26 protein-coding genes are annotated in these 25,248 nt (G+C 33.3%); 14 read left to right on the top strand and 12 right to left on the bottom strand.

Translation table 11 applies throughout. The features are described from left to right. From NJT12_RS17320 to NJT12_RS17300, 5 genes are all read right to left on the bottom strand, one after another. Complete coding sequence (locus NJT12_RS17320) at positions 1-1,140, bottom strand: aspartate aminotransferase family protein (RefSeq protein WP_271337185.1); 1,140 nt, start codon at positions 1,138-1,140, stop codon at positions 1-3. A gap of 146 nt (positions 1,141-1,286) precedes the next feature. Further along, positions 1,287-2,264 carry an N-acetyl-gamma-glutamyl-phosphate reductase gene (argC, locus tag NJT12_RS17315; RefSeq protein WP_271337184.1) on the bottom strand — a complete coding sequence of 326 codons (978 nt, stop codon included), beginning with the start codon at positions 2,262-2,264 and terminating at the stop codon, positions 1,287-1,289. After that, positions 2,257-3,450 (bottom strand): argininosuccinate synthase, encoded by a 1,194-nt coding sequence (locus NJT12_RS17310; protein ID WP_271337183.1) that lies wholly within the window; start codon positions 3,448-3,450, stop codon positions 2,257-2,259. The genes argC and NJT12_RS17310 overlap by 8 nt, the downstream gene beginning before the upstream one ends. A 66-nt stretch (positions 3,451-3,516) precedes the next feature. Then, positions 3,517-4,158, bottom strand: coding sequence for a GNAT family N-acetyltransferase (locus NJT12_RS17305; RefSeq protein ID WP_072963976.1), 642 nt, complete (start codon positions 4,156-4,158; stop codon positions 3,517-3,519). 554 nt (positions 4,159-4,712) lie between these two features. Then, positions 4,713-6,983, bottom strand: a complete 2,271-nt coding sequence (locus NJT12_RS17300) for a M1 family metallopeptidase (protein WP_271337182.1) — start codon at positions 6,981-6,983, stop codon at positions 4,713-4,715. A 186-nt stretch (positions 6,984-7,169) separates the two neighbouring features. Here NJT12_RS17300 and NJT12_RS17295 point away from each other — a divergent pair, with 186 nt between their 5' ends. The 3 genes from NJT12_RS17295 (at position 7,170) to NJT12_RS17285 (ending at position 9,272) form a co-directional block, all read left to right on the top strand. Then, complete coding sequence (locus NJT12_RS17295; RefSeq protein WP_271337181.1) at positions 7,170-8,021, top strand: aldose 1-epimerase family protein; 852 nt, start codon at positions 7,170-7,172, stop codon at positions 8,019-8,021. A gap of 10 nt (positions 8,022-8,031) precedes the next feature. After that, the gene (locus NJT12_RS17290) at positions 8,032-8,583 is read left to right on the top strand and encodes a GNAT family N-acetyltransferase (protein WP_271337180.1); all 552 of its coding nucleotides are present in this window, start codon (positions 8,032-8,034) and stop codon (positions 8,581-8,583) included. A 134-nt stretch (positions 8,584-8,717) separates the two neighbouring features. Then, positions 8,718-9,272, top strand: a complete 555-nt coding sequence (locus NJT12_RS17285; RefSeq protein WP_271337179.1) for a DUF3575 domain-containing protein — start codon at positions 8,718-8,720, stop codon at positions 9,270-9,272. On the opposite strand, the gene NJT12_RS17280 is transcribed toward NJT12_RS17285, so the two are convergent. Continuing rightward, complete coding sequence (locus tag NJT12_RS17280; RefSeq protein ID WP_271337178.1) at positions 9,273-9,500, bottom strand: VF530 family protein; 228 nt, start codon at positions 9,498-9,500, stop codon at positions 9,273-9,275. A 101-nt stretch (positions 9,501-9,601) separates the two neighbouring features. After that, positions 9,602-10,231, bottom strand: coding sequence for an outer membrane beta-barrel protein (locus NJT12_RS17275; protein WP_271337177.1), 630 nt, complete (start codon positions 10,229-10,231; stop codon positions 9,602-9,604). A 140-nt stretch (positions 10,232-10,371) separates the two neighbouring features. On the opposite strand from NJT12_RS17275, the gene smpB reads away from it, so the two are divergent. From smpB to NJT12_RS17260, 3 genes are all read left to right on the top strand, one after another. Then, positions 10,372-10,827: an SsrA-binding protein SmpB gene (gene smpB, locus NJT12_RS17270; RefSeq protein WP_042564375.1), complete on the top strand. Its 456-nt coding sequence runs from the start codon at positions 10,372-10,374 to the stop codon at positions 10,825-10,827. 75 nt (positions 10,828-10,902) lie between these two features. Further along, positions 10,903-11,553 carry a DUF4136 domain-containing protein gene (locus tag NJT12_RS17265; RefSeq protein ID WP_271337176.1) on the top strand — a complete coding sequence of 217 codons (651 nt, stop codon included), beginning with the start codon at positions 10,903-10,905 and terminating at the stop codon, positions 11,551-11,553. Between the two features lie 88 nt (positions 11,554-11,641). Then, positions 11,642-12,691 (top strand): Fic family protein, encoded by a 1,050-nt coding sequence (locus NJT12_RS17260; RefSeq protein ID WP_271337175.1) that lies wholly within the window; start codon positions 11,642-11,644, stop codon positions 12,689-12,691. Between the two features lie 120 nt (positions 12,692-12,811). Here the strand turns inward: NJT12_RS17260 and NJT12_RS17255 are convergent, their stop codons facing one another. Next, a complete protein-coding gene (locus tag NJT12_RS17255) occupies positions 12,812-13,453 on the bottom strand; it encodes a protein-L-isoaspartate(D-aspartate) O-methyltransferase (RefSeq protein WP_041518722.1) in 642 nt (213 codons plus the stop codon). 143 nt (positions 13,454-13,596) lie between these two features. On the opposite strand from NJT12_RS17255, the gene NJT12_RS17250 reads away from it, so the two are divergent. From NJT12_RS17250 to NJT12_RS17215, 8 genes are all read left to right on the top strand, one after another. Further along, on the top strand, positions 13,597-14,562 hold the full coding sequence (locus NJT12_RS17250; RefSeq protein ID WP_271337174.1) for a Gfo/Idh/MocA family protein: 966 nt from the start codon (positions 13,597-13,599) through the stop codon (positions 14,560-14,562). A 91-nt stretch (positions 14,563-14,653) separates the two neighbouring features. Further along, positions 14,654-15,547, top strand: a complete 894-nt coding sequence (locus NJT12_RS17245; RefSeq protein WP_007809858.1) for a 3-hydroxyacyl-CoA dehydrogenase family protein — start codon at positions 14,654-14,656, stop codon at positions 15,545-15,547. Between the two features lie 14 nt (positions 15,548-15,561). Then, entirely contained in the window at positions 15,562-16,239 is a 678-nt protein-coding gene (locus NJT12_RS17240) for a YggS family pyridoxal phosphate-dependent enzyme (RefSeq protein ID WP_271337173.1), read from the top strand. 75 nt (positions 16,240-16,314) lie between these two features. Continuing rightward, positions 16,315-17,676, top strand: coding sequence for an exonuclease domain-containing protein (locus NJT12_RS17235; protein WP_271337172.1), 1,362 nt, complete (start codon positions 16,315-16,317; stop codon positions 17,674-17,676). A gap of 30 nt (positions 17,677-17,706) precedes the next feature. Next, positions 17,707-18,543: an ion transporter gene (locus NJT12_RS17230; RefSeq protein WP_271337171.1), complete on the top strand. Its 837-nt coding sequence runs from the start codon at positions 17,707-17,709 to the stop codon at positions 18,541-18,543. Between the two features lie 157 nt (positions 18,544-18,700). Then, entirely contained in the window at positions 18,701-19,618 is a 918-nt protein-coding gene (gene miaA / locus NJT12_RS17225; protein ID WP_271337170.1) for a tRNA (adenosine(37)-N6)-dimethylallyltransferase MiaA, read from the top strand. A gap of 54 nt (positions 19,619-19,672) precedes the next feature. Further along, positions 19,673-21,064, top strand: coding sequence for a DUF1399 domain-containing protein (locus tag NJT12_RS17220; RefSeq protein ID WP_271337169.1), 1,392 nt, complete (start codon positions 19,673-19,675; stop codon positions 21,062-21,064). Positions 21,065-21,170: 106 nt separating this feature from the next. Then, on the top strand, positions 21,171-21,917 hold the full coding sequence (locus tag NJT12_RS17215; protein ID WP_271337168.1) for an acyl-[acyl-carrier-protein] thioesterase: 747 nt from the start codon (positions 21,171-21,173) through the stop codon (positions 21,915-21,917). A gap of 136 nt (positions 21,918-22,053) precedes the next feature. Here NJT12_RS17215 and NJT12_RS17210 read toward each other — a convergent pair whose 3' ends face one another. From NJT12_RS17210 to NJT12_RS17195, 4 genes are read right to left on the bottom strand one after another with little or no spacing between them, the layout of a single operon-like run. Beyond that, positions 22,054-22,566, bottom strand: a complete 513-nt coding sequence (locus NJT12_RS17210) for a hypothetical protein (protein ID WP_271337167.1) — start codon at positions 22,564-22,566, stop codon at positions 22,054-22,056. After that, positions 22,553-23,242, bottom strand: coding sequence for a peptide chain release factor H (gene prfH, locus NJT12_RS17205; protein ID WP_271337166.1), 690 nt, complete (start codon positions 23,240-23,242; stop codon positions 22,553-22,555). The genes NJT12_RS17210 and prfH overlap by 14 nt, the downstream gene beginning before the upstream one ends. After that, positions 23,230-23,841, bottom strand: coding sequence for a hypothetical protein (locus tag NJT12_RS17200; protein WP_271337165.1), 612 nt, complete (start codon positions 23,839-23,841; stop codon positions 23,230-23,232). The genes prfH and NJT12_RS17200 overlap by 13 nt, the downstream gene beginning before the upstream one ends. 12 nt (positions 23,842-23,853) lie before the next feature. Continuing rightward, entirely contained in the window at positions 23,854-25,245 is a 1,392-nt protein-coding gene (locus NJT12_RS17195) for an RtcB family protein (protein WP_271337164.1), read from the bottom strand. Positions 25,246-25,248 lie beyond the last annotated feature (3 nt).

The following is a 25,248-nucleotide window of genomic DNA, read 5'->3' as shown; positions in this document are numbered from 1 at the left end:
CTAATTCTGAAGCTCTTCTAAACTTTCTTTTAAAGCTACAATAAATGTATCGATATCAGCTTTTTTTACTGTAAGTGGTGGCAAAATTCTAATTAGATTTTTGTTATTGGCACTTCCTGTAAAAATATGTTTTTCGATGATTAGTTTTTTTCTTAAAGCTGCAACATCAAAATCAAATTCAATACCAAGCATTAAACCTTTTCCTTTTACTTGTTTGATTCCCGGAACTTGCTTTATTTGCTCTGAGAAATAGGCCGAAACTTCGTTTACATTATCTTGTAAGTTCAATTTCTCCATTACATCCAGAACTGCAATTCCTGCAGCACATGATAAATGGCTTCCGCCGAAAGTAGTTCCTAATAATCCGAAACTTGCTTCAAATTTTGGCGAAATTAAAATGGCTCCAACCGGAAAACCGTTCCCCATTCCTTTTGCAACTGAAATAATATCAGCGTTGATCCCGTGATGTTGAAACGCGAAAAACTTTCCGCTTCTTCCATATCCTGATTGTACTTCATCTAAAATCAAAACAACATTGTGTTTTTTACATGCTTTTTCCAATGCCTGAAAAAATTCTGTTGTTCCTTCATCTAAACCTCCAACTCCCTGAATTCCTTCGATAATTACTGCAGAAACATCTCCTTTAGCCAATTCAGCTTCAACTAATTCGATTTGGTTCAGCGGTAAAAAAGTAACTACTTGCTGTGCATTAATTGGCGCTACGATTTTCTTATTGTCTGTAACGGCAACAGCTGCAGAAGTTCTTCCGTGAAAAGAATTATGAAAAGCTATAACTCTTGATTTCCCGTTATGGAAAGAGGCTAATTTCAAAGCATTTTCGTTTGCTTCAGCTCCTGAACTGCATAAAAATAATTCGTAATCTTCTAATCCTGAAAGTTTCCCTAATTTCTGAGCTAATTCTACCTGCAAAGGGTTCTGAATTGCATTAGAATAAAATCCTAAATGATCCAATTGATTTTTCAATTTCGCCACATAATCAGGTTGTGTATGGCCAATCGAGATTACACCATGTCCGCTATATAAGTCTAAATATTCTACTCCGTTAATATCTGTAATTGTGCAGTCTAGTGCTTTTACAGGTGTGATATCATAAAGTGGGTATACGTTGAATAAATTCATTTTGTCTTTTGTTTATTTTGTTTCATGTTTAAAGTTTCAAGTTGTTTGTAGAACGTGAAACTGGAACTTGAAACTAGATTAAGCTTCAGTATTTATATGTCAAGTCCTTACAGAACTTGAAACTTTAAACCTGAAACAAATTTTTTCTAAAATCCGCTTGGTTTCAAATGTAAACCGGTGGTTTCTTCTAACCCGAACATTAAATTCATGTTTTGAATCGCTTGTCCTGAAGCACCTTTGGTTAAGTTGTCAATGATTGACGTGATTAAAATCCGGTTTCCTTTTTTCAATAAACTAATGATACATTTGTTGGTTTGAACGACTTGTTTCATATTGATATTTGTCGTTGTAACAGTTACAAAAGGTTCATTTTTATAGAAATCTTTGTATTTGGTCACTAAATCTTCCAGGCTTTCGTCAGAATCTGTATATAAAGTCGCAAAAATTCCTCTTGTAAAATCGCCTCTATTCGGAACAAAAATTAATTCATCTGAATAATCAGCTTGCAATTGATTCACGCTTTGGTTGATTTCTCCCAAATGCTGGTGTTCAAAAGCTTTATAATGAGACATATTATTGTTTCTCCAACTAAAGTGAGAAGTTTCAGCAAGACTTACGCCCGCACCGGTGCTTCCGGTTGTTGCATTAATATGAACATCATTTTTAAGCAGATTGTTTTTTGCTAATGGCAATAAAGCCAATTGAATCGCAGTTGCAAAACAACCTGGATTTGCAATAAAATTTGCTTTTTTAATTTCAGCTTTATTCAATTCCGGTAATCCGTAAACAAATTCTTTTCCTTCGAAAACAGCGTCTTTTGTCAATCTGAAATCGTTTCCTAAATCGATGATTTTAGTATGGCTTGCGAATTTATTTTCTTCAAGAAACGAAATAGATTTTCCGTGACCAAGACATAAAAACACAACATTTACATTCGGATTCACCACATCAGTAAAGTTCATTTCGATATCTCCCATCAAATCGTGGTGCGCCACAGAAAGTGGTTTACCTGCATTGGTTGTACTGTAAACAAAATCGATGTTTACATTGGGATGATACATTAAAATTCTGATAAGTTCTCCGGCTGTATAGCCTGAACCACCAATTATTCCGATATTAATCATGATCTAAGTGGTTTACAGATGAAAATATGTTTTGGGCATTTCCTAGAATCTTAATAAATCCTTTTGCATCGTCTGATGTCCAGGCATTGTTCATTTCTCCGTATTGACCAAAACCTGTATTCATCAAATCATTATCAGATTCAATTCCGTCAAGCGAAAAATGATATGGTTTTAGCGAAACGGTTACAACACCATTCACAGTTTTTTGTGTGTCTTGCAAAAATGTTTCAATATTTCTCATTACAGGATCTAAAAACTGGCCTTCATGAAACAACATTCCGTACCAGTTTCCTAATTGTTCTTTCCAGTATTGTTGCCATTTACCAAGGGTATGTTTCTCTAATAAATGGTGTGCTTTTATAATAATTAATGGCGCAGCAGCTTCAAAACCAACTCTTCCTTTAATTCCAATAATAGTATCACCTACGTGAATATCTCTACCAATTGCGTATGCATTCGCCAGTTTTTCAAGAGCTACAATATTATTTGATGGTTTATCTGTTTTACCATTTACTCCAACCAATTCTCCTTGTTCAAAATGTAAAGTAACTTTCTCTTCTTCTTCTTTTTGCAATTGCGAAGGATATGCTTCACTTGGCAATGGTTTACTTGAGGTTAAAGTTTCTTTTCCTCCTACGCTTGTTCCCCAAAGTCCTTTATTGATCGAATATTGTGCTTTTTCCCAAGAATAATGAACTCCGTTTTGAGCCAAATAATCAACTTCTTCTTGTCTTGATAATTTAAGATCTCTAATTGGTGTAATAATTTCAATTTCCGGAGCGATGGTTTGAAAAATTAAATCAAAACGAATTTGATCATTTCCTGCACCTGTGCTTCCGTGTGCGATCGCGCTTGCTCCCACTTTTTTAGCATATTTAATGGCTTCAATAGCCTGAAAAACACGCTCTGCACTTACTGATAATGGATATGTATTGTTTTTTAATACGTTTCCAAATATCAAATATTTAATCGCTTTATCATAATATTTATCTACGATTGTCAGGTTAGCGTGTTGTGCACTCCCTAATTCGTAAGCTCTTTTTTCGATAGCAGATAATTCTTCTGCATCAAATCCTCCTGTATCTACAAGTACGGTGTGGACTTCGTATCCTTTTTCATTTTTTAAATATTTCAAACAATACGAGGTATCTAATCCTCCACTATAAGCTAATACAACTTTTTTCATTTTTTATAATTTAGGCTAATACTTTCGTATATAGCAAGTTTGAGATTTCTTTTTTGATTTAAATTCTTAAGATAAAAAGCCGAAAGACAATATTTTACTTAAGAATAAAGCTTGTTTTATTTTTTTTAATCTGCTTAAAACAGCTTCGTTAAAAGGATGTCTTGGCGGATCTTTTTGTTTTTCTTTTGGGTCATACAACATTCCGGTACAAAGACACATTTTGTTTTCTTTGCTTTTTAGAATTTCGTAATTCGTACAGGTTTTACAGCCTGACCAAAAACTTGGATCTGTTGTAAGTTCAGAAAATGGTACTGGTTTATATCCTAAATCAGAGTTGATTTTCATTACAGCCAAACCGGTTGTAATACCAAATATCTTAGCATCAGGGTATCTTTTTAGGGAATAATCAAAAACTTTTGATTTGATCTTTTTTGCCAAACCCAAACTTCTGTAATCCGGATGTACAATTAAACCGGAATGTGCCACGAATTTTCCGTGCTGCCAACTTTCGATATAACAAAAACCTGCAAATTTTCCATCTGCCAAAGCAATCATCGCATCACCGTTCGACATTTTTTTCTGAATGTATTCAGGAGTTCTTTTAGCAATCCCTGTACCTCTTAGCAAGGCAGATGATTCTATCGTATCGCAAATTTCCTGTGCGAATTTGAAGTGTTCTTCCTGAGTAACAACAATAGAGATTTTCATTTCAATAGTTGAAGTTAGAGTTAAAAATTAAAACGTATTGTTTAGTTTGAAATCCTGAAATCAATCCAACAAAAATAGACATAATAGAAATAACCTTCTCAAAATCAAAAACTTGATTTAAAAAATTCAAAATACTATATATACTTTTAGGATATGTTTGTCCAATGGACAAATTGTGTGATTTCAAAATGAAAAATGAATATAAATAAATACGCGGCGAAAAACTCTGTGAATACTATAGAGATAGTATCCGTACTTCGGGAGAAGTTACAGGTGAGTTTGTCCGTGACAAAGAAGTTATATGTAAACTTATTTTATTCATCGATGCAAAAGTACACTATTTTTTTATTTCCAAAACAAAAAATTAAAATTCTAACATTTTTTTAATGAAAAGTTAGATTTTCAAGGCGCTAAGATTCTAAAGGGCTAAGGTTCTGAGTTTTTCTAAATTTGATAAACCTGAAACTTGAAACCTGAAACTCAAAAGCCAAACCAAAAGAAAACCCGATAGTGATTAACAACTATCGGGTTTTAAAAACTTTATTATTATACTTTTATTTTTTAGTAAAAGGAATTGTTTCGCCGTTACCTAAAATAATCATGTCAAAACCTGTTTTAGCTTCATTAAATTTAAATTTCAATCCTGCGCTTTTAGACTGAAAAGTATCTTTTTCGTTTTCTACAGGGCTTACAGTAAACTTAGGGAAGTTTGTAATTTCAACATTCAACGTACTGTTCTTTTCTGTAAAATCGATCTTTAAAGGCGCTCTTGAAGTAGAGTAATTTCCTAAATAACCGTCTAAAATTATATCTTTTTCTATTTTACCGTTTCCCGCTGTCCAAACATTGTTTGCTTCGTTATTATCCGGAAAAACATGATCAGGATCAAGAGTAACACTCTCTATCTCTTCAGTAGAATTATGTTTAAAAGACCATACGGTATTACGCTGCCAAACTTCTACAGGAAGGTTTACTCTTGTAACTTTTCCACTTTTTGTTTTAATATCCACAACAATTGGCATTGGCATTTTATCGAAATTTTCAACTGTAATTACAACTCCTTTTGACGGGTCATTTTTTACATACTTAATTGAATTAATCCCTTGATCAAAACGCCAGTTGTTTACGAACCAGCTTCTCCAGAACCAGCTTAAATCTTCACCCGCAACATTTTCCATTGATCTGAAAAAATCATCCGGCTGCGGATGTTTATAAGCCCAACGCTCAATATAGGTACGGAAAGCAGTATCAAAACGCTCTTTTCCTAATACTTGTTCCCTTAAAATAATCAAAGCTGAACTTGGCTTAAAATAACACAACATACCAATATTTGCTTCTTTCATGTTATCAGGAGAACTCATTACGGTTTCTAAATCAGTTCTTGTAAATGACTCAGCTCCTTTATGTAAATCTGTTGGCGCTTCTACATATTCTCCTTTATTAAATGCGGCTGTACTTAGTGAATTAATAAAAGTATTAAAACCTTCATCCATCCATCCAAACAATCTTTCGTTTGATCCTACAATCATAGGAAACCAGATATGTCCAAATTCATGATCCGTAACTCCCCATAAATCCTGTCCTTTAGATTCCCATCCACAAAAAACAATTCCCGGATATTCCATTCCGCCTTCATTTCCTGCAACGTTTGTAGCGGCCGGATAAGGATATTCGAACCATGTTTTAGAATAATGTTCTATAGCTGCTTTTACATATTCAGTAGAACGCCCGTAAGCACCTTGTCCGGCACTTTCTACCGGATAAGCAGATAAAGCCAATGCTTTTTTACCACTTGGCAAATTAATTTTTGCTCCGTCTAAGATAAAAGCCGGTGACGACGCCCACGAAAAATCACGTGCATTTTTTATCTGATAATGCCACGTTTTCTCGCCGGAAGCATTTGTATTTGCAGTTGCAGCAACTTCTTCAGCAGAACGAATCATAACTGTTTTATCGCTTAATGAAGCTTCTTTATAACGCTTAAATACATCTGCAGGCAATACTTCTGCACCATTTAGTAATTCACCTGACCCTACTACATAATGATTAGCAGGTACAGTAAGTTTTACATCAAAATTACCGTACTCCAGATAAAACTCAGAAGCACCTAAATACGGATGTGTATTCCAGCCTCTTACATCATCATACACACACATACGAGGATACCATTGCGCAATCGTGAAAATTTTACCATTTTTAGTTTCTAAAACTCCCATTCTGTCTGATCCTTCAAAAGGCGCCGTGAATGCAAATTCTATTTTAATTTTAACAGCAGCTCCTTTTGATGCCAATTCTTCCGGAAGAAATATTTGCATTCTGGTGTCTGTAATTACATATTTTGCCTCAACTTCAGTTTTTTTCTTACCAACAGAAATTACTTTAACTGATTTTATTTTATTTCCACCATCAAAAAGCTGTCCTTGAGCACCGTTACGGCTACCCGTTAAAGGCACAACTGCGTTTCCTCTTGAATCTTCCTTGAATAAATTTTGATCTAAATTCAACCAAACAAACGACATTTTATCAGGACTATTATTAGTATAGGTAATTTCATCCGTACCAATAATTTCATTTGTGATCGCGTTCAATCTTGCCGTTATCTGATAATCAGCCCTGTTTTGCCAGTATTCAACTCCGGGCTGTCCACTTGCAGAACGGGTTGGAGTTCCATTTTTTGTATAAAAATGTGGTCCAAAGGCATCATGATAATTGTAATTATTAACAGGATTTACTGCTGTTGTCGGAGGCGTTTGTTGTGCCCAAACAGAAGAAATCCCAACAAACAAAGCCATGGTTAATAAGGCTTTTAAGGATTGTATTTTCATATTTTTCAGCTGTTTATCTAGCAAATTAATGAAAAAAAAAGCTATTTACAGAGAAAAGAAGAATCATAAATTGAATTTTAGCAAAATTTTATCAAAAAAATAATTTGGAGGTTTTTCTTAAAAAACTAAAATTTATAAAATATATTTACATCAGTATAAATTTTATTCATTTCAACCTTACTCATTTTGAATACAACTATTTCAAATTCAACACTAAGCGCCTCTATAAAACATTCAGGAGCTGAATTATTTTCATTAAAAAACAAGCAAAACAAAGAATATATATGGGAAGGGAATCCTGATTTTTGGGGAAAGCACTCTCCTGTCCTTTTTCCGATTGTAGGTACTTTAAAAAACAATACTTATACAATTGACGGAGAAGAATATCAATTACCAAGACATGGATTTGCTCGCGATATGGATTTTCAATTAGTAAAAAAGACTGATAACAGTGCTGTTTTTTCTTTACAATCTGATGTTGAAACTTTGAAAAAATATCCTTTTGAATTTGAATTACAACTTATTTACACTCTTGAAGAAGCGTCATTAAACATCGAATATAAAGTAATTAACAAAAGTAAAACTAAAATGCCTTTTTCAATTGGAGCTCATCCGGCAATAGCTTTACCAGAGAATTTCGAAAATTATGCTCTAGAATTTGAAAAAGAAGAAGTTTTAAAATATTATATTTTAGAGAATGATTTAATTTCAAATAAAACAGAAGTTTTAGAAACTACTGATAATCTGGTTCCTTTGAATTATAAATTATTCGAAAACGATGCATTGATTTTTAAATCTTTAGAATCAAATTCATTAACTATTCTTGAAAACTCCAAACCATATCTCAAATTTGATTTTAAAGATTTTCCAAGTTTGGGGATCTGGACAAAAGATCAAGCGCCATTTCTTTGTATTGAACCTTGGTTGGGCTATTCAGACACAGCCGAAAATTCTGGGGATTTATTTAAGAAGGAAGGGATTTTGGCTTTAGATGCTAATCAAACTTTTACTTCAAAGTTTAGTATAACACTATTATAATTTAAGAAAAATGTTAGAATTTAATTTCACCCCATTTCCCGAAATAGAAACAGAACGTTTGCTTTTAAGGAGAATAACAAACGATGATGTAAATGAAGTTTTCGAATTACGTTCGAATCCCGAAACCATGAAATATATTCCGCGACCATTGGCGAAAAATTCTGAGGATGCTCTTGAACACATTGCTATGATCGAAGATAAAATAGTAACAAACATAGGAATCAATTGGGGAATAACATTAAAAGGCAACCCTAAACTATTGGGTATTATAGGATATTACAGGATGCAGCCACAAAATTACCGTGCTGAAATTGGATATATCTTATTGCCGGAATTTCACGGTAAAGGAATTGTTCCAGAAGCCGTAAATCGATTAATTAGTTATGGCTTTAAAGATCTAAAACTACACTCTATCGAAGCCGTGATTGACCCCGGAAATTATGCTTCTGAAAAAGTGCTTCAAAAATGTGGTTTTGTTAAAGAAGCACATTTAAAAGAAAACGAATTTTATGAAGGCCGCTTTTTAGATTCCGTAATCTACTCATTACTAGAAGCTAATTAATCAATATTAATTATCATAAAAAAACATTCTTGTTAAATTAAAACATTTACATAATAGTAATTAATGGTTTGCGTTATATTTGCACGCGAAATAAGGTATAAAGCCTTATCTAAACCCCTACGAAAACTATTTTTATGAAAAAGTACTTAATTCTCATTGTCCTTTTCTTTTCGATTCAATCCCAAAGTCAAACTTTTATTAAATTTAATGCCGCAACAGCTTTAGTTGGTGTTCCAAATATTGGTATCGAAACCAGTATTGGAGAAAAATTAACTTTTAGTGTTGATGTAATGGCTTCTTTTTGGGAATCTTTTGATGGCCACAGTCCAATGAAATTTTATACATTAACACCGGAAGTTCGTTATCATTTTAAAGAAAAATATAACGGATTTTATGTTGGTGGTCATGCTGGTCCGGATGTTTATGAATTACAAAAATGGAATTACTGGGACAGTAACAAATATGAACATGGTTTTGGTTATCGTTTAGGTATTACAGCTGGATATAACATCAAATTAAACGACAAATTTTTACTAGATATATTTGCAGGAGCTGGTTGGCATCAAGGTTTTTATAAAGGATACTATAACGACGGAACTCCAGGCAGATACGAAAAAGCTCCAAACTGGAACAAAAGTGGTGAATGGCTTCCTTACCGTGGAGGTGTTATGATTTCTTATAAATTGTAATTATTCTGTAAATTTAGATAAAGATTTCAAATACAACTCTTCAACTTTTTTACGAGCCCAATCGGTTTTTCTTAAAAAAGTTAAACTTGATTTGACACTCGGATTTGTGGTAAAACATTTGACAGGTATTAATTCTGCCAATGTATCAAAACCATAATGATTCACTAGTGCTTCTACTATTTTTTGAAGTGTGATGCCGTGCAACGGATCTTTTGATTGATTTTGCATTTTATAAATTTAAAGATTATACAAAAAGACCGTACTCTAAAAAAGTTCGGTCTTTTTTTTGCAAAATTAGCAAATTGAAATCTAAATCAGCCTAGAACTATTTAGAATATAAATTTAAATCCAACCGCAAGTGGAGTTGTTAAATTTGAACCTCCTACTAAATAAGCAGAATCAACATTTGCCATATGTGCTAATCCAAAATTAGTAACAGTAGTTTTTTCACCACTTTTAGGGTCAATTGTAGTTGATGTAAAATTCGCTAAATCATAAGAAAACTCTACTGAGAAGTTTTTAGTGACGAAATAATCAAAACCTCCTGAGACAGACAAACCGAACTGGTTTATTTTTGTACCACTTTCTTTTTCTTTACCTGCAATAATTGGAAGAGCTGCTTGTCCAAAGAAATAAAGAGAACCTGCAACATTCCAATACTTTCTTGCCAAGGGCTGAATTACAAATAAATCTGTTTTTGTTGCTGCGACTCCTACACTTGCATCTGATTTCATATTAATATAACCCAGTCCCGCTCCAACAGCTACAGATGGCGTGATGAATGTTCCTACAATTGGTATTACTGATAAATTTGTATTTTTATTATCCCCGGTTTTAGTTTGCTGGTAACCAAATTGTGACGTTACAAACCAAGCTCCTTTTAAACCCTGACTAGCATCTTGTGCTTTTACAGTTAGACTAATTAATGCAATAGTAGCGAATGTTAAAATTTTTTTCATTTTTGAATTTATTTATAAATTATTTAACAAACTTACTAGCAAGTTTATCTTTCAAAAATGATTAAAATCATAGATTAAAAAAAATCTTTAATTATCTTTGATTGCTTCAAAGTTTTTCAATTTTGTTTACATTTGCATCTATGTTAAAAACAGTCAATATACTTAATAAAAGAGCTCGATTTGATTATGAGATAATCGATACTTATACTGCCGGAATTGTTTTATCCGGTACAGAAATCAAATCTATCCGATTAGGAAAAGCCAATATTACCGAAAGTTTTTGTGAATTTAGCAATCTCGAACTTTTTGCTATTAATACTTATATAGAAGAATACACATTTGGAAATCAATTCAATCACAAATCAAGAAGTGAAAGAAAATTGCTTTTGAATAAAAAGGAATTGAAAAGTCTTCACAAAAGTGTTCAGGCAAAAGGACTTACAATTGTACCTTTAAAATTGTTTACCAATGAAAAAGGGCTTGCAAAACTACAAATCGGACTTTGTAAAGGAAAGAAAAACTACGACAAGCGTGAATCTCTTAAAGAACAGGACACAAAACGTGATCTAGACCGAATAAAAAAAGCCTACAATTAAAGTTATTTTTTATCGCAAGAAGCATTTGTTAATATTTTATACGTATTTTTATTACAATATTTAAAAATTTGTAATATGAAGAAATGCTTAACTTTATTTATCGTCGCTTTGGTACTTGCAAGCTGTGGCAGCAATACTGCAATAGTTAATAGTTGGAGAGATCCAAAAATAACAGTCGCCCAGGAAAATTTCAAAAAAGTTTTAGTTGTTGCGCTATTAAAAGACGAAGCATCCAGAAGAGTCACCGAAAACAGAATTGCAGCCAGCAATCCAATCTTCAAAACCTCTTATGAATACTTAAACGAAACAACTAAAAATCTTACACAGGAACAAAAATTAAAAATATTACAAGATGAAGATTTTGATGGCGTAATTACATTACGCCTGGTAAGTGCAGAAAAAGAAACTACCTATGTTCCTGGAAGTTATACAGGTATGTATTACGGTGGTTTCGATGGTCTATACAGCGGTGTTTACGGATATGGTTTTGGAAACTGGTACGGAATGTACTCTCCTTACTTCTACGATCCGGGATATTATCAGGAAACAACTTCTTATATGGTAGAAACAAACGTTTTTTCATTAAAAGAAAATAAACTAATCTGGACAGGAACTACAAAATCCGATTATGTGACGGATTTAGGATCAACTGTAGACGCAATCATGCAAGCAGTTGTCGATGAAATGAGAAAAGACGGATCGCTTCCTCCAAAAAGTAAAATATAATTTTGTAAAGGCAATATTGTGGAATATTGCTTTTTTATTCCGGTAAAAATGACTAAATTAGTCAAGACAATTTAAATCATTAGAATAAATGAAAACACTTCTTAAAAATGCAAGAGAGCAAAAAGGATTAAAAACTCGTGAAGTGGCACAAATTCTTGGTATAGATCAAGCTTTAATAAGCAAATTCGAATCAGGAACAAGAAGACCAACTAAAGACCAGATTTCGAAACTTTCTCAACTTTTAGAGATAGATTACGAAACCTTAATGATTGCATGGCTTAAAGAAAAAATACTATACGAAATTGGAGATGATGAATTTGCCTTAAAAGCCTTAATGGTAGCAGAGCAGGAAATCAAATACAACAAAACGGTATCAAAATTAAAAATTTCTAAAACTCTAGAAAATCTTCTTAAAGAGATTGATCTTCTAAAAGCAAAATTAGACAGTTATCGTCAATATGACAGCTATAGAATTACTCAGGCCTTAGAATTAGAATATACTTTTGAAAGTAATCGAATTGAAGGAAACACTATGACACTTCGTGAAACAGATATGGTGATCAACGAAGGTTTGACTATTTCCGGAAAAAGTATGCGTGAGCATTTAGAAGCGATTAATCATCAGGAAGCTATTGGTTTTATTAAAAATTTAATGCAAAGAAACGTTTCTTTAAACGAACGCGATCTTTTGTCTATTCATAATTTAATTCTACGAGGTATAATTCCTGAAGATGCAGGTCGTTACCGAAAAGTACAAGTAATGATAAAAGGAAGTACTCACATGCCACCACAACCTTTTATGGTTGCCAAAGAAATGGAAGATTATTTTATTTGGTACGAAATCAATAAAAACAAGTTACATCCCGTTGTTTTGGCTGCTGAAATGCACGAAAGACTAGTAACAATTCACCCTTTTATTGATGGAAATGGCCGTACTTCCCGTTTGATAATGAATTTAATTTTATTGCAAAAGGGCTATATAATTGCCAACATAAAAGGAGATTATGACAGTCGTATGCAATACTATCAAACTCTAGAAACCGCCCAGACAAAAAATAATAAAGAAGATTTTTTACTCTTTGTTGCTCGAATTGAAAAAGAAGACCTGGAACGACATATTGGTATTATCGCTCAATAAAATAAAACACGAATTCCACAAATTAGCACAAATTAACAATCAATTACGTTTGTGAAATTAATTTCTAAAAATAATTAGTTCTAATTTGCGAAATCCGTGTTTGAAATTTATAGCTACTTTTTAATTTTTATCTTCTAGTAAAGGAACAAATCGAAATTCTCCAAATTCATGTTTCTCAAATTGCGTTTCATTTTTACGAATCAATAATGTCATAATCTGAACATCTTCTCCTAAAGGTATAACGAGCCTTCCTCCTATTTTTAGCTGTGCCATTAAAGGCTGAGGAATAAATGGAGCTCCCGCTGTAACAATAATACTATCAAATGGTGCGTAACTTGGCAACCCTTTGTAGCCATCACCAAACGACAAATGCTTGGGACGAATATTTAGTTTCGGAAATAAATTCGAAGTTGTCTTAAACAATTCATTTTGCCTTTCGACACTAAAAACTTTTGCGCCCAGCATACATAAAACGGCAGTTTGGTAACCTGAACCAGTACCAATTTCGAGAATTTTATGCTCTTTTTTAACTTCTAATAATTGGGATTGAAAAGCAACGGTGTACGGCTGTGATATTGTTTGACCGGCTCCTATAGGAAAAGCCTTATCCTGATAAGCATAATCTTCAAAACTTGAATTTAAAAAAAGGTGTCTTGGGATTTTTTTTATCGCATCCAAAACTGCTCTGTCGGTAATTCCTTTTTGTTCTAAAGTGCTTACTAATTGATTACGTAGTCCTTGATGTTTGGCAGTGTCTTTCAAAATGGGTAGATTTTATTTTGGCAAAAATAAGAAAGTAAATAGGAAATCAAATATTGATTTTTAATTATTAAATCGCTAAATCTTTACTGCATTCACTTTTACTTTCAACAAATAAATTATATTTTTGTTTAAAATACATTCTCATGTTAAAAGTAGGAGTTTTAGGTGCTGGTCATCTTGGTAAAATACATTTACGTTTATTACAACAATCTGACAAATACGAATTAGTTGGATTTTACGACGAAAATCAAGAAAATGCCGAAAGAATTTCAAAAGAGTTTGGTTATAAAAACTTCAGCACTATTGCAAAATTAATCCATGCTGTGGATGTCATTGATATTGTAACACCAACACTTTCTCACTATAAATGTGCTAAGGTAGCCATTAAATCCGGAAAACATATCTTTATAGAAAAACCAATTGCCAATACCGTTGATGAAGCTGAAGAAATTATTGCTTTAGCCAATGAATATAACGTAAAAGGTCAGGTGGGTCATGTTGAACGCTTTAACCCTGCGTTTATTGCTACAAAAAACATGATCGAAAACCCAATGTTTATAGAAACACATCGTTTGGCCGAGTTTAATCCGCGTGGAACTGATGTTCCTGTAGTGTTGGATTTAATGATTCATGATATTGATGCTATATTAAGCGTTGTGCATTCTAAAGTAAAAGATATTCATGCCAGCGGAGTTTCTGTAATTAGCGACACTCCGGATATTGCTAATGCAAGAATCGAATTCGAAAATGGATGTGTAGCAAATCTAACAGCAAGCAGAATTTCGATGAAGAACATGCGTAAAACGCGCTTCTTTCAAAAAGACGCTTATATTTCGGTAGATTTTCTGGAAAAAAAATGTGAAGTAGTCCGCATGAAGGATGCTCCTGAAATTCCGGGCGATTTTGATATGATTCTTCAAAATGCAGAAGGTGTAAAAAAACAAATCTATTTTACTAATCCTGATGTGGAGCAAAATAATGCCATTCTGGACGAATTAGACTCATTTGCAAATGCCATCACAACAGATACTACTCCCGTTGTGACGCTTGAACAAGCTACAGATGCTTTGAGAGTGGCATATCAAATCATTGATTGTTTCGACAAATAAATAAAAAAAATAAACTCATTATTTTTAAGGTTTAAAGCGCACTTCAAAGGAGCTTTAAACCTTAACTTTTAAAATTCAAATACCAAATTAAATGAAAACTATAGCTGTAATTGGTGCAGGAACGATGGGTAATGGAATTGCCCATACTTTTGCGCAAAGTGGTTTTGTTGTAAAACTAATTGATGTTTCTGAGAAATCTTTAGACAAAGGAATGGCGACTATAGCTGCTAACTTAGATCGAATGTTAGCAAAAGGAACCATAACTCAAGAAGATGTAGCAAAAACTATTACTAATATTATTACGTATACTGATATTAAAGATGGTGTTGTTGGTGTTGATTTAGTTGTTGAGGCTGCTACAGAAAATGTAGAACTAAAGCTTAATATTTTTAAACAATTAAATGAAGCTTGTTCTCATAATACCATTTTGGCAACCAATACATCTTCTATATCAATTACCCAAATTGGAGCTGTAGTTGCGCATCCTGAACGTGTTATAGGAATGCATTTTATGAATCCGGTGCCAATCATGAAATTGGTCGAAATCATTCGCGGTTACAATACAAGCGATGAAGTCACTAAGATCATCATGGATTTATCTGAAAAATTAGGAAAAACTCCTGTTGAAGTAAATGATTATCCAGGTTTTGTAGCAAACAGAATTTTGATGCCTATGCTAAATGAAGCAATCGAAACGTTATATAATAAAGTAGCCGGTGTTTATGAAATTGACACAGTAATGAAATTAGGAATGGGACATCCAATGGGACCGCTTCAATTAGCTGATTTTATTGGACTTGATGTTTGTCTTGCTATTCTGAATGTTATGTACGAAGGTTTTAAAAACCCCAAATATGCTCCTTGCCCACTATTGGTGAATATGGTTAGAGCAGGAAAATTGGGAGTGAAATCCGGTGAAGGATTTTATGATTACAGTGAAAGTAAAAAAGCAGAGAAAATTTCTAAGCAATTTATCCTTTCGTAAAAAAAAGAAATGCCATGTCGATACAATCGAATTTAAATGCTATCAAAACAACCTTACCTGAACATGTAACTCTCGTTGCTGTTTCTAAAACAAAACCTGTTTCTGATTTAATGGAGGCTTACGAAGCTGGTCAGCGTATTTTTGGAGAAAATAAAATCCAGGAGATGACTGATAAGTACGAAGAAATGCCAAAAGACATTCAATGGCATATGATTGGTCACGTGCAGACGAATAAAGTCAAATTTATGGCGCCATTTGTGAATTTAATTCACGGAGTTGACAGCTTGAAATTATTACAGGAAATTAACAAACAAGCTTTAAAAAACAATAGAATTATTGATTGTTTACTTCAGATACATATTGCAGAAGAGGAAACAAAATTTGGTTTAGATGAAAACGAATTAAATGAATTAATATCTTCGTCAGAGTTCGAAAAAATGAAAAACATTCGTATCTTAGGTTTAATGGGAATGGCAACATTTACAGAAAATCAAAATCAGATAAAAAAAGAATTCACACATTTAAAGTCTATTTTTGATTCCATACAACAACGCAAAGACGCACAGCAGTGCGCCTCTACAATGAATAATTTTTCAACAATATCTATGGGAATGTCCGGCGATTATCAACTTGCCATAGAATGCGGAAGCACAATGGTAAGAATTGGAAGCAGCATTTTTGGAGGTCGTTAAAATCTGATTCTAGATTTTAGATTGAGGATTGTAGAGTTTAAACTGATTACTAAATACTGATACTGAATACTGAATTTGTACGCAATACTAGACATAGAAACTACTGGAGGCCAGTTTAACGAAGAAGGAATTACTGAAATCGCCATTTATAAATTTGATGGCCATGAAGTAATTGACCAGTTCATTAGCCTTGTTAATCCTGAAATTCCGATTCAGCCCTTTGTGGTGAAATTAACCGGTATCAATAATGCTATGTTGCGTTCTGCTCCAAAGTTTTTTGAAGTAGCAAAACGAATCATCGAAATCACTTCTGATTGTATCATTGTAGCACATAATGCCTCATTTGATTACCGAATTCTTCGTACCGAATTCAGACGTTTAGGTTACGATTTCGAAGCCAGAACACTTTGTACCGTCGAATTGGCAAAAAAACTAATTCCGGAACAACCTTCATATAGTTTAGGAAAATTGGTTCGTGCACTTGGAATCCCAATGGCAGACAGACATCGTGCCAGCGGAGATGCGATGGCAACGACCAAGTTATTCAAAATGCTTCTTGAAAAAGATTTAGAAAAAACCATCGTAAAAGATTTTATAAAATTAGAAGTAGAAAAAGGTATTGCGCCAAAATTTTTGGATCTTTTATCTCAAATGCCCGCAAAAACTGGTGTCTACTACATTTACAATGAAGGTGGAACTCTAATTTATATCGGTAAAAGTCAAAATATAAAAAAAAGAGTCAATCAGCATTTTACCGGAATTACAACCAAAAGCAAAAAAATCCAAACCGAAGTTTTTACTATAACTCATGATGAAACAGGCAGTGAATTAATTGCGTTGTTGAAAGAAAGTCAGGAAATAAAAATAAACCGACCAAGATATAATCGCTCCGGAAGAAAAACTATTTTTCAATATGCGTTATATGCTGAGAAAGATACTGATGGATACATCAACCTAAAGCTTGAAAAAGCAGATGGCCGTAAAAAAGAAATTACATCTTTTGCTACTTTACAAGAAGGCAAAAATGCTCTTTTCAAATTTACTGCAAAATATCATTTGTGTCAAAAGTTGACTGGATTGTATCAAACAAAGAAAGAATGTTTTCAATATAAAATAAAAGAATGCGACGGCGCTTGTATTGGCGAAATCACTCCAGAAGTGTACAATGCCAGAGTACAACAATTTATAAGCGAAAATAGTTTTGATAATAAAAGCATGATTCTGATTGACAGAGGAAGAAATGTAAACGAACGAAGCGCAATATTAATCGAAAACGGAATTTATAAAGGTTATGCTTTTTATGATTTAAATTATCAAATTACCAATATTGATATTTTTAAAAATATCTTGATACCAATGGAACACAACCGTGATGTAAAAAACATTATTCAAAATTACATCCGCAAAAGTAAATCGCTTAAAATACTTCATTTTTAACAATCCAAAACTTTCATTATCTTCGCCGAGATGAAAAAAATAAAATCAAAATACGAAATTTTTAGACAAAAGACCCAAATCATCCTTTATGGCACTAATACCATTTTAGGACGTTTGTTTGATCTGGTACTTTTAGGTCTTATTTTATTAAGTGTACTTTTAGTCATGATGGATACTGTAGAAGGTATCAATCTTAAGTACCATTCTTATCTTGTTATTTGTGAATGGGTTATCACAGTTTTCTTTACCATTGAATATATTTTGCGTATTATTTCGATACAAAAACCTGTAAAGTATGTTTTCAGTTTTTACGGCATTATCGATTTAATGGCGATATTACCCATGTATTTATCTATATTTTTCCCTGCCACAAATGTTCTTACAATCGTTAGAGTCCTGCGTTTCTTCAGATTGTTCAAGATCTTACATATTCCACAAATTTCGCAGCAATCAATGCAGCTTCGGGAAGCTATGGAAGCCAGCAAAGAAAAAATTCTGGTTTTTATCTACTTCGTCCTTATTAGCGCTGTAATTATTGGTTCATTGATGTACGTCGTCGAAGGCAAAGAAAGCGGTTTTACAAGTATTCCTATGGGCATTTATTGGGCTATCGTAACCCTAACCACCGTTGGTTATGGCGACATTTCACCCGCATCTCCTCTTGGTCAGTTTTTAGCCTCGCTTGTCATGATTATGGGTTATGGAATCATTGCCGTTCCCACAGGAATTGTTACTGCAGAATTCGCAAAAAGCAGCCTTCGCAATAATGCTGTCAGCACAAAAAAAACATGCCAAAATTGTAATTCGCAATTACATTTTGACAGCGCAAAATATTGCCATGAATGCGGAACCACATTATCTAAATAATTAATTTTAAGGAGCTATTCCATCTGTACATTCCAACTCCTCCTTATCTTTGTTGTTTTTTAAAAGTATAAAAGGAGCTTCTAAAGTCGCTCTTTTATCCTAAAAAAAACTAACCAATATAAGTCCGGGGTTTCACTTCCATCTGGGCTAAAAAAATATGAAACACTTAATTACCATCGTCGGACCAACAGCTATAGGCAAAACAGCCTTAAGTATTGCTTTGTCCCAACATTTTAAATGCGAAATAATATCTTGTGACAGCCGTCAGTTTTTTAAAGAAATGACCATTGGTACAGCTGTTCCTAATCCTGAAGAACTACAAGCTGCGACGCATCATTTTATTCAAAATAAATCTATTTTAGAAAATTATACCGTCGGAGATTATGAAAAAGAAGCACTTCATAAATTAGAAGAATTATTTGAAAACAATGATTTTGCAATTCTAATTGGTGGTTCAGGATTGTATGTTGATGCAATTTTAAAAGGATTTGATGAATTTCCTGAAATCAATCCTGAAATACGTTCTCAGGTAAATTCAAATTATGAAAAACTTGGAATCGAATACCTGCAAGAACAGCTGAAAAATCTAGATCCTGAGTATTATCAAAAAATAACAATAGAGAATCCACAAACACTTCAAAATCCGCAAAGAATGATGCGTTTTACAGAAGTTTGTATTGGAACTCAAAAACCATATTCTTCTTTTCTAAATCAAAAGAAAAACAATAGAAACTTCACTCCTATTTTGATTGGTTTAGAAGCTGACAGACCAATCATTTACGACAGGATCAATCAACGTGTGAACATCATGATGAATGAAGGTTTACTTGAAGAAGCTAAAGCGTTATATCCCAATAAAACATTAAATGCACTGCAAACTGTGGGATATAGGGAATTATTCAGTTATTTTGACGGAGAATTCTCTTTGCCATTTGCCATCGAAGAAATCAAAAAAAATACCCGCCGTTTTTCTAAAAGACAACTTACCTGGTTTAAAAGAAATGAAACTACACAATGGTTTGATTATTCAGCAAATCGAACAACAATCATAGCGTATATCGAAAAATCTTTTTAAGGGACAATTAATCAAATAATCTTAATTTTATAATGCTTTTTGTAAACTAAAAATATGGATAACGTACTTTGGAATAAGATTGTGCAATTCGATTTTAATGATCCACCAAGTGAATTTGGATTTTCAGTAAGGCTTGCACAAGAAAACTTTTGGACAAAAAACTTTACTAAAAAGGCGATTTTAGAATATAAAAAGTTCATGTATCTGGCGACAGTTTCTGATTCGATGGTTTCTCCATCTGAAACAGTTGATACGGTTTGGCATTTGCACTTAATTTTTACACAATCTTATCAGCAATTTTGCAAATTACTTGGTAAACAAATTCAGCACGTTCCGTCAACCCATAACAAACAAGATTTTCAAAAATTTAAAAAAGCAAAAGAACAAACCAATATACTATACGAATCAACTTTTGGAATTCAGCCAAATGATATTTGGGAGTTTGACGGAATGTATGAAAGTTTAAATTTAGACAAAGCAAAAATCAAATTAAGGTCATTTATCAGTAATGGTATGATAGTATTTCTTTTTCTTACATTCCCGTTCTACTATCTTTTAAAACCAATTTATATTACAATCGACAATCCCTATTTCCTGATTGGTTTGATTATTTTGTATGTTGTGACATTTAAAATTCTGGATTTCTACAACAAAGCTAAACTTCGACAAATTGCACGTAAATTTGATAAGAATTCATTTATCTATGACCTTGAACCTTACGAACTAATTTATCTTAAAACTCAAAAAATTTATAATGTAATTAATGGAGTCGTAAATGAATTAATTGACAAGAAGATAGTTGATATACAACCTTATAACATAATTAATCTTATTGAAAACAAAGTCGCTTTGACTGATGAGCAAATTGAGATAACGAGATCTTTGACTGAATTTGGAAAAAGCGTTTACACAACATTAGTGGACCGCATGAAAAGAAAACCTGTTTTTATAAATATATCAAATTGCATGGACGCGTTTGAAAAATATTTTATTAAATCTAAGAAATTCAATAAAATATTCTATCTAAACTTTGTTGTTCTTGCCCTAATTGCTATGCTTGGATATACAAGAGTAATGACCGGCTATGCGAGAAATAAACCTGTAGGTCTCCTTGTATTTATTCTGATTGTTTTTAGTATTACTTCAATTATTTTTCTGTTCAGATTAACCAGACTTATTGCTGTTGACACTATAACAAATTTGTATAAAAGAGAAATTTTACCCGTCAGACAAGTCGAAAATAACTGGCAATGGAACTATTTTCTATTTAGCGCTGCTGTAATAACTCCAGCATTTATGCCACTCATCGCAGAGGTAAACAGAAATAATAATTACGACAGCTCATCCGGAAGTTCTTGCGAAACATCGTCTGACTCTTCATCAGGAAGTTCCTGCGGCAGTTCATGTGGCAGTTCCTGCGGTGGTTGTGGCGGCGGTGGAGACTAAAATAAAACATCATCTCATTTCGTTATATAAACTTAAGATTCTTAAAATTTTATTTTTAATAACTACAACAATTTAAAATTAGCTATAAATTATTTATCACATAAAAATGCCTATATCACCAAATTTTACTTCAGTTTTAAGCAAAGACTGGGAAATCGATTTTACACAATGCACTCCTACCGGATTTTTAAAATATACTGACTTATGTAATATTTTACAATTAACGGCAGCAGCACATTCAGAAGTTGGCGGCATTAGTTTTTTCGACATGCAGGAATTCCATCAAGCCTGGGTTTTAAGCCGCATGCGCGTTGAGATTAGCGCTTTACCAAAATGGCAGGATGTTGTAACAGTAAAAACATGGATCAACAGCTTAGAAAATTCTCGTTCAGTGCGTGCGCTCGAAATGTATGTAAATGGTGAAAAAATAGTAGGCTGCGAAACCTATTGGGCTGTTTTTAATACTCAATTACGTCGTCCTGAAGCTCTGGCTTTACCATATGAGCATTTTGAATTATATCCGGAAAATAGGGCCACAACTGAAGGTTTTTCTAAAATCAACATCAATCACGAAAAAGAAGCCGTTTTCGAAAAAACAGTTTACTTATCAGATTTAGACATCGTTAATCACGTAAATAATGTAAAATATCTGGAATGGTGTTTAGATCATGTTGATGAAAAACGAATTTTGAAACAAGAAGTTAAAAGCTTCGAAATGAATTTCATGAAAGAGCTTTCGTTAAAAGATCAGGTTGTAATTCATGAAAGCGAAGATGACGATCATACAACGGCAACATTTAGTATTACAAAAGGTGACAAAACTTGTTTTGCATTAGAATTGCACTGGAAATAATTATCTGCCCACGGATTTTGTTATATCCTTAATTCGCGAACATTCGTGCAATTCGTTGCAAAAAAAATAATATAAAAAAAACGATGCAAATTTGCATCGTTTTTACTTTAATTTAATTTGATTTCTTTTTTGAATCTTATTTCGATTTCTTTGGTTTCTTTTTATTTTTCAATAAATCAATTTTGCCTTTTATTCTTTTTTCGACTTCACTAATATCACAATCAAAAGCAAATTGCAGCGTGTACAGTTTTGCGTTTTTCATTTCCTTTAATGCTTTTTTAAATTGGTGCTGCGCCTCAAAAAGAATGGCTTTTTTTACAAAGATTTCAGATTTATTTATTCCCTTTATCGTCAAAGCAAAATCAATTAATTTTTGTGCTTCTTCGTAATCCTCATTCAAAATTAAAGTTTGAATATAGTGCGGATATACTTCAAGCGCATGGATATTTATTCCTAATGCTTCTTGAAAATATGATTTTGCTTCCTCATAATTCCATAATTGTTCTGCCTGAATTCTTCCATATAGACATAAAACCATGGTGTTTTTTGCATCATAAGAAAAAGCATAATCTAAGGATTCAATAGTTTCTTCAAGCGAATACGGATAATTATCCAAAGCCTGAAAAAGGTATTTATCAATTGTTTTCATTTCGTAAATCTATTTTTAATTTCTGACGATCTCCTTTATAGCTTTTTTCGACTTTATTCTTTTTAAAATCAGTTCCCGAAAATACCCTAACAGGATTCCCACGCTGAATATTCAGTTGGTTTTCCCATTGTTTTCCAACATGATTTTTTAACTGTTGCAAAGTTTCGTCTTCTAGTTTTTTTAATAATCTTTCTGTTGCCAGTTTTTTGTTTTGGTGTTGTGATCGGCTGTCCATAGACACTACGGCAATTCCTGTTGGAATATGTGTTGCTCTAATGGCCGAACTTACTTTATTGACATGTTGCCCTCCCGCACCGGAACTGCGCATTGCCTGATACTGAATATCACTTTCTGAAATTGAAGTATTCTTTTGCGGTTGAATCTCAAAAATGCCAATAAACCAGTTTTTGCGTTTGTGCATTTTTCTAAACTGACTTTCACCAATCCATTGAATCGTTCCTATCCAGGAATCAGCAAATTGACCTGCATTCTTTCCTTTTATTGCAATAGTTGCCGTTTCTACCGTTCCGTTTTCCTCACCAACTTCTCTTTGCAGTAAAGTAGTTTCTAAATCTTGCTCCTGCGCTTCGTCTAAAATTTTTTTAAGCACTTGGGCAACCACCCAAGTGCATTCTGCAGGTCCCCGACCCGCAGTTATCTGAATTATTTTTTCCATTTTTCTAATATTTTTAGCAGCTTTTCTCTGCTTTTTGCTTCTTTTACAAATTTTGGAAGTCTCGAAACCATTGTCATATGATATCCTCCATTATTGTTTCTTTCTCGTAAATCAGCTTTAATGTATCTTTCCAGATAGTTAATATGTTCTTCGTTGTATGCCCAAAAAATATCACCATTTACTTCTTTTTGAAACCAAAGAGGTAAATTATAATATTTCTCTTTAGCCAAACCATCAACAACTTTTGAATTTTGTAAAAACTCTTCAATTTTTGGTTTCCATTCTTCCTGAAAATTACAATGCGGACATTTTGCTTTGTACTTTTCCGGCTTTTCTTTTAATGATTGGGATTCAAATTCGTACTTTTCAAAACAGTTATTGCAATACACTTTTCCATACCCAACGTATTGATAAATTGGTTTTTTAAGTTTATAAAAACAATGTTTGCATTCAAAAACCTTTGTATGACAATGTCCACATTTACACTCTGAGACAGGTTCTTTTTTAACCATCGACTTAGAATCACATTTAGGACATTTTACCAAAATCTCGTTAGCAAAACTTCCTAAAAACTTATTTTCATCTTGAAATCTTTCCATGATCTTTATTTTTTATCGGTCCATTCTAACGATTTTAGGTGTGAAAGTTCCCAGAACTTCAACCAAATCTGTTTGATTTCCCATTACTTTTGTAATGTCTTTGTAGGCCATTGGCGCTTCATCAATATTCCCGCCAATTAAGGTTACATCATGAGCTTGCAATACTTTTTTGATTTCACTTTGAGTAAAGCTAGCTTTGCATTTAGCTCTTGAAAATAAACGTCCAGCTCCATGTGAAGCCGAGTTTAAACTTTCTGTATTTCCCTTTCCTTTCACTATATATCCCGGAGCTGTCATCGATCCTGGAATAATCCCTAATTGACCTTTAGCAGCAGGAGTTGCTCCTTTTCGATGCACGATGCATTCTTGCCCGTTTACTATTTCTTTCCAGGCAAAATTGTGATGATTTTCAATGGTTACTACAACTCTCTTTCCTATGGCTTTGGCAATTCTTCTATGAATATCATCGTGGCAGGCTTTTGCATACTCTCCCGCCAGATTCATCGCTAGCCAATATTCCTGACCGTCATGTGTGTTCAAGTCCAACCATGCCAAATGCTGCACATTCTTTGGTAACGGGCATTGTTTTGTTGCTAAATACGTATAGTGTTTGGCAATATTAGCTCCCATACCACGAGAACCACTGTGTGATAAAACAGCAAAATACTCACCAACACCTAACTTCCATTCGTTTTCAGCATTGTCAATTTTAGCAATGCCAAATTCTACAAAATGATTCCCTCCTCCAGAACTTCCTAATTGTTTATAGGCTTTCGGCAAAAGATTCTTTAATAACGGAATATCCTTAAATTCGCTTTTATAAAAAACTTCATGATCGGCTTTCGTGGCATGTGTTTCATTCATCCCGAATTTGGTATTGTCTTTTAGAATAGCCTGCAATTGATGCTCTTTACCCTTGAAATGTGAAGCCGGCAAATCGAAAATCGATAAACTCATTCGACATCCAATATCAACACCAACTCCGTAAGGTATAACAGCATTGTCTGTTGCTAAAACGCCGCCAATTGGTAATCCGTAACCTGAATGCGCATCCGGCATTAAAGCTCCTGCAATTGAAATTGGCAGTTTTAAAGAATCGTATAACTGAAATTTGGCTTGTTCATCGATTTCATTTTCTCCAAAAATGGTAAAAGGAACTCTCGTTGTTTTCAATTGGTGCATTCTTACCTGAACTGGTTTTATCAATCCCTCGGCTACTTTTCCCCAGGTTCCGTGTCCTTCAAACTTTTCCGGATGAAGTAAAACCTCTTTGGCCTCTGTTAGAATCGATTCTTTTTTCTCTCTTTTTCTATATCTGTTTATTTGCCCTAAAGCAATGTTTATTGAATTATTTTTTGGAAAGCCTAATTTAATAAGGTCTTTTCCGGATAATTTATTTCCCATGAT

Source organism: Flavobacterium azizsancarii, assembly GCF_027980145.1.
GTDB lineage: Bacteria > Bacteroidota > Bacteroidia > Flavobacteriales > Flavobacteriaceae > Flavobacterium > Flavobacterium azizsancarii.
The sequence above is the reverse complement of the archived record's forward strand: the minus strand, read 5'-3'. Positions and strand labels throughout refer to the sequence as shown.

What these genes read in the sequence shown, in the direction of transcription:
- NJT12_RS17215 (WP_271337168.1), top strand. Translation starts at nt 21,171, where the DNA reads ATGCCTATATCACCAAATTTTACTTCAGTTTTAAGCAAAGACTGGGAA.
- NJT12_RS17275 (WP_271337177.1), bottom strand. Translation starts at nt 10,231, where the DNA reads ATGAAAAAAATTTTAACATTCGCTACTATTGCATTAATTAGTCTAACT.
- NJT12_RS17260 (WP_271337175.1), top strand. Translation starts at nt 11,642, where the DNA reads ATGAAAACACTTCTTAAAAATGCAAGAGAGCAAAAAGGATTAAAAACT.
- argC (WP_271337184.1), bottom strand. Translation starts at nt 2,264, where the DNA reads ATGATTAATATCGGAATAATTGGTGGTTCAGGCTATACAGCCGGAGAA.
- NJT12_RS17285 (WP_271337179.1), top strand. Translation starts at nt 8,718, where the DNA reads ATGAAAAAGTACTTAATTCTCATTGTCCTTTTCTTTTCGATTCAATCC.
- NJT12_RS17200 (WP_271337165.1), bottom strand. Translation starts at nt 23,841, where the DNA reads ATGGAAAGATTTCAAGATGAAAATAAGTTTTTAGGAAGTTTTGCTAAC.
- NJT12_RS17245 (WP_007809858.1), top strand. Translation starts at nt 14,654, where the DNA reads ATGAAAACTATAGCTGTAATTGGTGCAGGAACGATGGGTAATGGAATT.
- NJT12_RS17265 (WP_271337176.1), top strand. Translation starts at nt 10,903, where the DNA reads ATGAAGAAATGCTTAACTTTATTTATCGTCGCTTTGGTACTTGCAAGC.
- miaA (WP_271337170.1), top strand. Translation starts at nt 18,701, where the DNA reads ATGAAACACTTAATTACCATCGTCGGACCAACAGCTATAGGCAAAACA.
- NJT12_RS17195 (WP_271337164.1), bottom strand. Translation starts at nt 25,245, where the DNA reads ATGGGAAATAAATTATCCGGAAAAGACCTTATTAAATTAGGCTTTCCA.
- NJT12_RS17240 (WP_271337173.1), top strand. Translation starts at nt 15,562, where the DNA reads ATGTCGATACAATCGAATTTAAATGCTATCAAAACAACCTTACCTGAA.
- NJT12_RS17280 (WP_271337178.1), bottom strand. Translation starts at nt 9,500, where the DNA reads ATGCAAAATCAATCAAAAGATCCGTTGCACGGCATCACACTTCAAAAA.
- smpB (WP_042564375.1), top strand. Translation starts at nt 10,372, where the DNA reads ATGTTAAAAACAGTCAATATACTTAATAAAAGAGCTCGATTTGATTAT.
- NJT12_RS17210 (WP_271337167.1), bottom strand. Translation starts at nt 22,566, where the DNA reads ATGAAAACAATTGATAAATACCTTTTTCAGGCTTTGGATAATTATCCG.
- prfH (WP_271337166.1), bottom strand. Translation starts at nt 23,242, where the DNA reads ATGGAAAAAATAATTCAGATAACTGCGGGTCGGGGACCTGCAGAATGC.
- NJT12_RS17250 (WP_271337174.1), top strand. Translation starts at nt 13,597, where the DNA reads ATGTTAAAAGTAGGAGTTTTAGGTGCTGGTCATCTTGGTAAAATACAT.
- NJT12_RS17305 (WP_072963976.1), bottom strand. Translation starts at nt 4,158, where the DNA reads ATGAAAATCTCTATTGTTGTTACTCAGGAAGAACACTTCAAATTCGCA.
- NJT12_RS17230 (WP_271337171.1), top strand. Translation starts at nt 17,707, where the DNA reads ATGAAAAAAATAAAATCAAAATACGAAATTTTTAGACAAAAGACCCAA.
- NJT12_RS17320 (WP_271337185.1), bottom strand. Translation starts at nt 1,140, where the DNA reads ATGAATTTATTCAACGTATACCCACTTTATGATATCACACCTGTAAAA.
- NJT12_RS17220 (WP_271337169.1), top strand. Translation starts at nt 19,673, where the DNA reads ATGGATAACGTACTTTGGAATAAGATTGTGCAATTCGATTTTAATGAT.
- NJT12_RS17290 (WP_271337180.1), top strand. Translation starts at nt 8,032, where the DNA reads ATGTTAGAATTTAATTTCACCCCATTTCCCGAAATAGAAACAGAACGT.
- NJT12_RS17300 (WP_271337182.1), bottom strand. Translation starts at nt 6,983, where the DNA reads ATGAAAATACAATCCTTAAAAGCCTTATTAACCATGGCTTTGTTTGTT.
- NJT12_RS17310 (WP_271337183.1), bottom strand. Translation starts at nt 3,450, where the DNA reads ATGAAAAAAGTTGTATTAGCTTATAGTGGAGGATTAGATACCTCGTAT.